The sequence below is a fragment of the Pseudomonas donghuensis genome (assembly GCF_000259195.1).
Taxonomy (GTDB): Bacteria; Pseudomonadota; Gammaproteobacteria; order Pseudomonadales; family Pseudomonadaceae; genus Aquipseudomonas; species Aquipseudomonas donghuensis.
The window spans coordinates 228,610-231,583 of sequence record NZ_JH650761.1 but is presented as its reverse complement, the minus strand read 5'-3'; the positions used below and the strand labels follow the sequence as shown (position 1 = coordinate 231,583).

Genomic DNA, 2,974 nt, shown 5'->3' with positions numbered 1-2,974 from the left:
CCGCGGCCCCCAGCCGATGGTCGGGCGCACCTTGTTCGATGCCGCCCTGAGCGGTGGCGCCCAGGCCCTGGGGCAGCCGATTGGCGAACTGGCGGTGGGCAAGCGCGCAGACTGGCTGGTGCTCGATGGCAACGACCCGTACCTGGCGACGGCCAGTGCAGACGGCATTCTCAACCGTTGGCTGTTTGCTGGCGGCGACCGTCAGGTGCGCGATGTGATGGTCAACGGCCAGTGGGTAGTGCGCCAGGGCCGCCATGCCCAGGAAGAAGACAGCGCGCGGGAATTTGCCGGGGTGCTGCGCAGCCTGTTGGGCTGATCCAAAACCGAGGCGAGACTATCGCTGGCAAGCCAGCTCCCACAGGGATTGCACTGCCCTTGTGGGAGCTGGCTTGCCAGCGATTCGGGCATCAAGGCTTAGCCGCAGCCATGTCCTTGTCCGCCACCCGCCAGATCAGCCGCTGGGTGTCGTAGCCCTGCTGGCGCGCCTTGGCCAGCAGGCTTTCGCGCTGCAAGGCCGGGATGGTCGGGGTACGCGAGAGTATCCACAGGTACTTGCGATCCGGATTGCCGACCAGCGCGGTGTGGTATTTGTCGTCGACGTAGAGGATCCAGTAGTCACCCTTGGCAACGCCCGGCAGCAACTTCGAGAACCAGTTGTCGAACACCACCCAAAGCTTGTCGGTCTTGCCCGGCACCTGCACGTTGGCCGTGCCGCTGGCCTCCTGCCATTCGCCTTCAAGGGTGCGGCAGCGGTTGAGCACACCAACGCTGCCGTCCGGCTTGAGGTTGTAATGGGCCTCGGACTGGGCACAGTCACGCTGGAAATACATCGGCAAACGCGCCAGCTCATACCACTTGCCCTGGTAGCGCTTGAGGTCGACGCTGTTGGCGGTCTTCGGCTCAAGCGAGCCTGCACCGGAACTGGCGCAGCCGCCGAGGATCAACCCGGCGCACAGCGCCAACAGCAGGTGCAGCTGCTTCATTTGAGGCCCTGCCCGGAATACATCAGCACCTTGTCACCGGCGTACTGGACGCTGATAAAGGTCTTCTCGTCGCCCCAGGTGCAGCTGGACATGCCCAAGGCACCGGAGCAATCGGTCGGCGCACCGAGCAGTTTCTCGACCTCGGCCTTGGCCATGCCGGACTTGAGCTGTGAGTAGTTTTCCTGGTTGATCTTGTTGCACGCAGTGAGGAACACGCACAAGGACAGCAGGGCGAGGGAACGCAACGACATGAAGGGTCACTCCTGGACATGAGGGTGCAGGCGCAATGGCCTACCGACAGCTTAGAAGGGAAAAAGCCCATCCGGTTCCCGAGCGTCCCGGTTTTGTTGGCGTCAAAGCCCCGCCATTGGTCGACTGGTGAGTTCTGTGATTAATCTTTTGCCCAGAACGGACGACACAGGAAGGCGCTGCGACCGTTTGCCGCGCCCCATCCGTTGACCCCGCCTTGTGCAGACAGACCTCGCAATGACAAAAAACCTGAAGTTCAGCCACAAGATTCTGCTCGCCGCCGCCCTGGTGGTCGCTGTCGCCTTCACCTGTTTCATCCTGTTCAACGATTACCGCCAGCGCCAGACCCTGCGCAGCAATACCGAAGCCTCGATGCAGGAGCTCGGCAGCCTGACCAGCAGCAACATCCAGACCTGGCTGCAAAGCCGCATGCAACTTTTGCAATCACTGTCCCAGCAGGTCGCCATCGATGGCGCCAGCAAGGAAAGCCTGACCCGCAGCCTGAGCCTGCCGGTGTACGGCAGCAACTTTCTGCTGACCTACTTCGGCGGCCAGGACGGCTACATGCAGTCGGTACCGCTGGGCAACCGCGCCGCCGACTACGACCCGCGAGTGCGCGGCTGGTACAAGGCTGCCACCGGCGCCGGCCAGACCATCGTCACCGAGCCGTACATTTCTGTTTCAGCGAACAAATTGGTGATTACCCTCGCCACCCCGGTACAGCATCAGGGCCGGCTGATCGGGGTCAACGGCGTCGACACCGACCTGGACAGCATCAGCGCGATCATCAACGCCCTGAACTTCGACGGCCACGGCCAGGCCTTCATCGTCAACGGCGCGGGCAAGATCCTCGTGCACCCGCAAGCCGACCTGGTCCTGAAAAACCTCAGCGACGCTTACCCGCAAGGCGCCCCGCAGGTCGGCAGCGGCCTGAAAGAAGCCGAACTGGACGGGCACAAGCAGTTCATCACCTTCACCAAGGTCAACGGCGTGCCTTCGGCTGACTGGTACGTGGCACTGGTGCTCGACCAGGATTTTGCCTTTGCCACGCTCAGCGAACTGCGCACCTCGGCGGTGGTTGCCACGGTGATCGCGGTGCTGATCATCATCGCCCTGCTTGGCGTGCTGATTCGCGTGCTGATGGAGCCACTGCACGTGATGGGCCGGGCCATGCATGACATCGCCGAAGGCGAAGGCGACCTGACCCGGCGCCTGCGCATCCATGGCCAGGACGAATTCGGCAGCCTCGGCCAGTCGTTCAACCGTTTTGTCGAACGCATCCATGAGTCGATCCGCGAAGTGGCCTCGGCCACCGGCCAGGTCAATGAAGTGGCCCTGCGCGTGGTCAGTGCCTCTAACGCCTCGATCCACAACGCCGACCAGCAGTCGAGCCGCACCAGCAGCGTCGCGGCGGCGATCAACCAGCTCGGTGCCGCCGCCCAGGAAATCGCCCAGAACGCCGCCCTCGCCTCGCAGCATTCCAGCGACGCGCGCAATCTGGCCGAACAAGGCCAGCAGGTGGTCGAGCAGACCATCGAGGTAATGAACCAGCTGTCGGCGAAGATCAGCGACTCGTGTGGCAACATCGAGACGCTCAATGCCAACACGGTGAACATCGGTCAGATTCTTGAAGTGATCAGCGGCATTTCCCAGCAAACAAACCTGTTGGCGCTCAACGCCGCCATTGAAGCGGCCCGCGCCGGTGAAGCCGGGCGTGGATTTGCCGTGGTGGCGGACGAGGG

At 63.0% G+C, this 2,974-nt stretch carries 4 protein-coding genes; 2 read left to right on the top strand and 2 right to left on the bottom strand.

Going from position 1 to position 2,974, the window contains the following annotated elements:
* A partial coding sequence (locus UW3_RS29410) for an amidohydrolase family protein (protein WP_010222311.1) occupies positions 1-316 on the top strand: 316 nt, incomplete at its 5' end.
* A gap of 91 nt (positions 317-407) precedes the next feature.
* Here the strand turns inward: UW3_RS29410 and UW3_RS0110185 are convergent.
* Both UW3_RS0110185 and UW3_RS0110180 read right to left on the bottom strand, forming a co-directional pair.
* Positions 408-983: a lipocalin family protein gene (locus tag UW3_RS0110185; protein WP_010222310.1), complete on the bottom strand. Its 576-nt coding sequence runs from the start codon at positions 981-983 to the stop codon at positions 408-410.
* Entirely contained in the window at positions 980-1,234 is a 255-nt protein-coding gene (locus UW3_RS0110180; RefSeq protein WP_010222308.1) for an outer membrane protein assembly factor BamE, read from the bottom strand. Before UW3_RS0110180 ends, UW3_RS0110185 begins: the two co-directional genes overlap by 4 nt.
* 235 nt (positions 1,235-1,469) lie before the next feature.
* On the opposite strand from UW3_RS0110180, the gene UW3_RS26785 reads away from it, so the two are divergent.
* Positions 1,470-2,974: methyl-accepting chemotaxis protein (locus UW3_RS26785; protein WP_010222307.1), on the top strand; the 1,505-nt coding region annotated here is incomplete at its 3' end.

What these genes read in the sequence shown, in the direction of transcription:
- UW3_RS0110185 (WP_010222310.1), bottom strand. Translation starts at nt 983, where the DNA reads ATGAAGCAGCTGCACCTGCTGTTGGCGCTGTGCGCCGGGTTGATCCTC.
- UW3_RS0110180 (WP_010222308.1), bottom strand. Translation starts at nt 1,234, where the DNA reads ATGTCGTTGCGTTCCCTCGCCCTGCTGTCCTTGTGCGTGTTCCTCACT.